Origin of the sequence: Mesorhizobium sp., assembly GCF_004962925.1 — a bacterium.
In the GTDB taxonomy this organism is placed as follows: domain Bacteria; phylum Pseudomonadota; class Alphaproteobacteria; order Rhizobiales; family Rhizobiaceae; genus Mesorhizobium.
Window position 1 is genome coordinate 1 of sequence record NZ_SUEO01000143.1, and the last position, 6,108, is coordinate 6,108.

The 6,108-nt window shown below is 62.4% G+C and carries 4 protein-coding genes; 2 read left to right on the plus strand and 2 right to left on the minus strand.

The genetic code is table 11. The annotated features are described in order from the left end of the window. Positions 1–14: 14 nt before the first annotated feature. Positions 15–584, plus strand: coding sequence for an ABC-type transport auxiliary lipoprotein family protein (locus tag E5W87_RS24135; RefSeq protein WP_292403235.1), 570 nt, complete (start codon positions 15–17; stop codon positions 582–584). 96 nt (positions 585–680) lie between these two features. Here E5W87_RS24135 and E5W87_RS24140 read toward each other — a convergent pair whose 3' ends face one another. Beyond that, the gene (locus E5W87_RS24140; protein WP_292403207.1) at positions 681–1,118 is read right to left on the minus strand and encodes a hypothetical protein; all 438 of its coding nucleotides are present in this window, start codon (positions 1,116–1,118) and stop codon (positions 681–683) included. A gap of 257 nt (positions 1,119–1,375) precedes the next feature. Between E5W87_RS24140 and E5W87_RS24145 the strand changes: the two genes are divergently transcribed. Continuing rightward, on the plus strand, positions 1,376–1,819 hold the full coding sequence (locus tag E5W87_RS24145) for an SRPBCC family protein (RefSeq protein ID WP_292403209.1): 444 nt from the start codon (positions 1,376–1,378) through the stop codon (positions 1,817–1,819). An 80-nt stretch (positions 1,820–1,899) separates the two neighbouring features. On the opposite strand, the gene E5W87_RS24150 is transcribed toward E5W87_RS24145, so the two are convergent. Next, on the minus strand, positions 1,900–6,108 hold a 4,209-nt coding region (locus E5W87_RS24150), incomplete at its 5' end, for a kinesin (RefSeq protein WP_292403212.1).

Below are 6,108 nucleotides of genomic sequence, written 5' to 3' on the forward strand. Positions count from 1 at the left end.
GGCTCAAAGCGGGTGTGGCATTGCTTACGCTTTCGCTAGCCAGTTGCGCGTTTTTGCCGGGCGGCGGGCCGGCGCCCCTGGACACATTCGAACTGTCGGCGCCGCCGCTCGATGCGCGCGGCCACAGCCGCCGCCAGATCCTCATCGCCCAACCTTCCGCGCTCAAGGCGCTGGACAGCCAGAACATCGTCATCAAGCCGTCCGTGCGCTCGATCCAGTACCTCAAGGGCGCGCAATGGGCCGATCGGCTGCCGCTGATCGTGCAGGCGCGGCTGGCCGAGACATTCCAGCGCTCGGGCAGCTTCGCCGGTGTCGGCAAGCCGGGCGAGGGGCTGGCGATCGACTACCAGGTGATCGTCGAGGTCCGTTCCTTCGAAGTCCGGGTAGATGGCGGCGAACATGCCGAGGTCGACCTGTTCGTGCGGATACTGAACGACCGCAATGGCGAGGTGCGCGCCTCAAAGAGCTTTACCGCGACCGCGCCCGTCTCGGGCAGCGGCAACCAGGCCTATGTCGGCGCGCTCGACAGCGCGTTCGGCCAGGCGGCGAAGGACATCGTCCGCTGGACCGATTCGGTGATCTGACACCGCCAGGGCCGCCTGCTGGCGCTAGGATCAAATCATCTGGCTGTCGCTAATAGCCGAGATGGGTGGTTTGCGGACGATTAGGTATTCTTTTCGCTAGCCCGCTGTGGCGCTGTTGCTCTCATAAAGTGCACGAAAGAAACTTTTAGAATAGCGGTCGTACCACACGGTGGCCCACTCACCGACGAGTCGCTCTGTTGACGACACCCTGCGCCGGTAGTCGACTGTTCGGCGGACGCCTCCTTCCTCAGGCTCGATATCCAGGTGAGTAAGCTTTGGGGTAGCATCCGAAAACCTGAGATACATATACGCAAACACCACGATGTGACGTTTACCCATTGATAAGCAACGATTTTCAATCGCCACCACGGCAGACTGGACTGTCGCGAAATCCTGTAGCCTAACCGCTCGTTCTAGACAAACGAAGTCAAGGAACAATCTTCTGTCGGTAATTGCAAGGTTGCCGTCGGCCGTGTTTCGCACCCCGTGTGACAGCAGTTTTTGCTTAACAAAGCGATAGATAGAAGACGCCATCCGCCGGATCTCATTTTCGTTTGCGGGGCAGGACATAGCATGCGGACTAACCCTAGTCCTTGTGATGAGCGCCGTTTTGAGCAATGTCGCCGTGTCTCGGCTGGCCTGAGGACTCCTGCACGGGTCGAAAGCGATCGCAGAGAGCCTAATATGAAGGTCTGCACCCCGGTTCCAGAAAATCCTAACTTGTTGTCGGATCGGTCAAGCCGCGTTCGTCCTTGGCATGGATCGACACTCCAACCATAGGAATAAATGATATGCCCAGTACCGTACGCCTGCACCGCGTTCTGGCAACCAGCCCAGAAAAAGTCTATCGCGCATTCCTCGAGGCGGACGCGCTCGCGAAATGGCTACCGCCCAACGGCTTTACCTGCACGGTTTATCATCTGGAACCCAAAGTCGGCGGCACATTCAAAATGTCGTTCCGCAACTTCACAACGGACAAAAGCCACGCGTTTGGCGGCGAATATATCGAGCTCGTTCCGGGCGAACGCCTACGCTATACGGACAAGTTCGACGATCCTAACTTGCCCGGCGAGATGCAGGTCACTGTGATATTGAAGAAAGTGTCAGTCGGCACGGAGCTGGATATCACGCAGGCAGGTGTTCCGGACGTCATTCCAGCTGAGGCTTGTTATCTCGGTTGGCAGGAGTCGCTGCGAAACCTGGCAAGGCTCGTCGAACCGGAGATCAATCAATAGAGCATCATCCCGAGGACGTCGGCACAGCATGAAAAAAGGCGGGAACATCTCCCGCCTTTTTTGTTTCGTTTATCGCCTGATCAATGCAGGCGGCCGCTGGCATGCGCCAGCATCGTGTAGACCTTGCCTGTGTCCGACGTCAGGTAGGTCTGCGCCATCATGTTGTCGCGGTCGTTGCGCGACACGTCCTTGAGCAGCTTTTCGAAATCATCGCAATAACGGTCGACGGCGGCACGGAACTCCGCCTCCATCTGATATTTGCGGCGGATCTCATCGAAAGTCTGCTGGCCCTTCAGCGTGTAGAGGCGCCGCGTGAACACGTCACGCTCGCCGCGCCGGTAGCGGTTCCACAATTCGATCGAGGCATCGTGATCGATGGCGCGGGCGATGTCGACGGAAAGCGAGTTGAGTGACTCCACGACATGAAGCGGCGAGCGCTGGGCAGGGGCCGGGCGTGGCGCTTCCGAGGGCGCGGGCTTGGCGGCGGCCTCTTCGCGCGATGCCCCGGTCAAGAGATCGCGCACCCAGCCGCCTTGCGGCGTACGGCCATTGGGGTCGCGCTGGCGCGGCGCCGTCTCAGCCGGGCGTTCCAGGTCGAGCGTGCCGCGCAGTGCTGACTCACCCGATGGCGCCTGCGAGGCACGAGGTTCCGGTTGCGGGGCCGGAGGACGGCGCTGCGGCTCAGCGGCGCGCGCGACAGGCGCTTGCGGTGCCGGACGCAGGTTACGCGGCTCCGAGGAGTCGGTGCTGCGGCCCGATTTCGCAACGATATCCGAGAGTTCCTTCAGCGCGTTAATCTGCTCGGAAACGGCGCGGCGGATGGCCGTGGTCGATTCCTTTGCCTCTTCCGGCATCTCGATGACGCCCTTCTTGAGCTCGGCGCGGGTGAGGTCGAGTTCGCTCTTGATCGAGCCGGCGGTGCGCCGCATCTCCTCGGTCGCGTCGGCGAACCGCTTCGTTGCCGAATCGACGACGTCGGAAATGGCGGTGCGGATCTTGTCCGCCGACTCCAGCGTCTTGCCTTCGGCGTTCTGCAACGTCTGGCCGACCAGCGTCTCGAACGAGCGCATGACCTTTTCGAGATCCTCCGACTTCTTGACCAGGCCGACAGCGAGGTCCTCCAGCGACGACTGTCTCTCGAGCGTGTGTTCGAGGTTGCTCTGGGCCGAACTCAACAGGTCCGAAGCACTGGACAGCAGACGGCTGTGCTCGTCGAACTTGGTGGCGATCGAGGCGACCTCGCGCAAGGTGGAAGACGACAATTCGGTAAGCCGCGTCGTGTTCGAATCGACCAGGCGCGCCGAGCTAGCGAAGGTCTGCGCGGCTTTTTCCGTTGTCGCCGCAAAGCTTTGCGTGCTGCCGGTCAGGCGTTCGTCGACCTGGCCGAGATTGGCCGCCGCCTGTTCGATCAACTGACCGAGCTGCGAGCTCGAGGTGCTCATGCGGCCGATGAGATCGGCGACACTGTCGGCGAGCGACGAGCGTGCGCCTTCGACGGCCGACAATGTTTCGGCGGTGCGGCTGGCGAGCGCGTCGACCAAGGCGGCGTTTTCGCTGCGCAGCTTCTCGGTGGCGCGTTCGGTCACCTCTTCCATGCTCTTTTGCAGTTCCGAGCCGCCCTGGGCGAAGCGCTCGACCAGCGGCCGTGCCGTTTCGTCGAGGATCTTCGAGATCTCGGCCGAACGTGCCGCAAGCATGGTGTTGAGCTCGCGGGTGTTGGTGCCGATGGTCTTCGCCGCGTCGTTGGTGCTCTGGCCGATATGCTGGCCGACCGCGGTGAAGGTTTCGGCAATCGCGTTGGCGCGCGAAATGAGTTGCGCCTCGGCAGTCGAAACCTGCTCGTTGAGCTTCTGGCCTATCGTCTCGGTGGTGTAGACGAGACGGTTTTCGACGCCGGCAACCTGCTCCTCGACACGAGCCGCCGCAGCCGCCGCGCTGGATGCCAGGCGCTCGTCGGCGCCGGCCAGCGCCTGCTCGATTTCGCGGGCGTGGACGGCAAGCTCCTGACCGGTCTGCCTGGCACGTTCGGCAACCCGCTGCTCGGTGCTGGCAAATGCCCCGACGATGTTCTCGGTATGCTCTCCGATCGTCGACGAGCTGTCGGCGATGCGCGACACCAGACGGTGATCCGCCTCGTCGAAGATACGGCCGATCTCGGATGCGCGGGCCGACAGCGCTTCCGAACCTTCGGCAATGCGCGATATCAGCTGCTGGTCGGCGGCATCGAAAATGCGGCCAAGGTCCGATGCCCGCGCCGCGAGCGCTTCGGCCGATTCGCCGATGCGCACGCCGAGCCGTTCGTCGGCGCCTTCGAAATTGCGCAGGATGTCGCCGGCGCGTGCGGCCAACGACTGCGCCGTTTCGACCGCGCGGGCAACCAGCTTCTGGTCCGCCGCATCGAATGTGCCGGCGATCTCGCTGGCACGGGCTGCCAGCTGGTCGGCGGTTTCCTGGGCGCGCGCCAGCAAGGAGTTCGATGTATCGTCGACACGGGCCATGATGGTGCTCGATGTGTCCTCGGCGCGGGCAATGAGCGCGCTCGACGTGTCCTCGGCACGTGCGGCGAGGCGGCGGTCCGCCTCCTCGAAGGTGCGGGCGATATCCTCCGCCCTGGCGAGCAAGGCCGCCGAGGTCTGCTCTGCACGCTCGGCGATCTTGCGATCGGCGTCGCTGAACGCAGCACCCGCCTGCTCATGCAGCGCGCTGGTGACTTCCATGACCTTCTCACGCAGCGCTCCCGCAACGAAGACGGCGCTCTTTTCGAGCACGCTGCGGACGTTGTCGACACCGGTCGACAACGCGCGCTCCATGGTTCCGGCGCGCTCCTCGATGATGCCGGTCTGCCGGCTGAACGCCTGCTCGATTTTTTCGACGTCGGCGGCGATGGCGTCCGAGATGTCGGTGCTTCTGGCGGCGATCTGGTCGATATGGCCGGACAACGAACGGTCGACTTCCTTGCGTGTATCGGCGAGCTTGGAGAAATCGTCCTCCAGCGCACGGGTCAGCGCGTCGCGGCCTTCGGCCAGCTTGCCTACATGCCCGGCGATGATGTCGTCTACGTCGCTGCGGCTCGCTGCAATTTTCTGCAGGTCTGCTTCCAACGCACGTCTGAGGATGTCGCGGCCTTCGGCCAGTTTCTCGACTTGGCCGGCAACCAGCCCGTCGATGCTCGACCGGCTTTCCGCCAGCTTGGCGAGATCGTCTTCGAGCGCCTTGGACAGGATCGAGCGGTCCTGGATCAGCTTCTCGGCATGGCTGTTTACAAGACCGTTGACGCTGCCGAGATCGGCCTCCAGGGCCCGCGTAAACTGTGCACGATTGTCGGTCAGTTGCTGGGACTGGTCGGCGACGACACCTTTGATCGTATTGAGGTCTGCTTCCAGCGCACGTCTAAGGATGTCGCGGCCCTCGGATAGCTTCTCGACCTGGCCGGCAACCAACCCGTCGATGCTCGACCGGCTTTCCGCCAGCTTCGCGAGATCGTCTTCGAGCGCCTTGGACAGGGTCGAGCGGTCTGCGGCGAGCCTGTTCATGTGATCGGAGACAAGGCCGTTCACATTCTGCAGGTCGGTTTCCAACGCTCGCGACAGTTGACCACGATCTTCCGCCAGCTTTTCGGACTGGCCTGATATGACGTCCTTGATCGTGTTGAGATCGGATTCCAGCGCGCGCTTGAGTATGTCGCGGCCTTCGGCCAACTTCTCGACCTGGCCGGTAACCAGGCCATCGATGCTCGACCGGCTTTCGGCCAGTTTGGCGAGATCGTCCTCGAGCGCCTTCGACAGGGTTGAACGGTCCTCGGCGAGCCTGTTCATGTGATCGGAGATAAGACCATTCACGCTTTGCAGGTCGATTTCCAACGCCCTTGAGAGCTGACCACGGTCTTCCGCCAGCTTTTCCGACTGGCTTGATATGACGTCCTTGATCGTATTGAGATCGGATTCAAGCGCGCGCTTGAGGATGTCGCGGCCTTCGGCCAGCTTCTCGACCTGGCCGGCGACCAGTCCGTCGATGCTCGACCGGCTGTCCGCCAATTTGGCGAGGTCAGCCTCGAGCGTCTGCGAAAGCAGGCTGCGATCGTCGGCGAGCCTGCCCGAATGTTGCTCGATCAGGCCCCTGATGCCGGACAGGTCGTTTTCAAGCGAACGCGAAAGCTCGGTGCGGTCTTCCGCCAGTTTGGCGGAATGGTTTTCGATGAGACCCTTGATGCCGACGATGTCGCTTTCCAGCGCCTTGGCGAGGATGGCGCGACCTTCGGCGATCTTCTCGACCTGACCGGCGACCAGGCC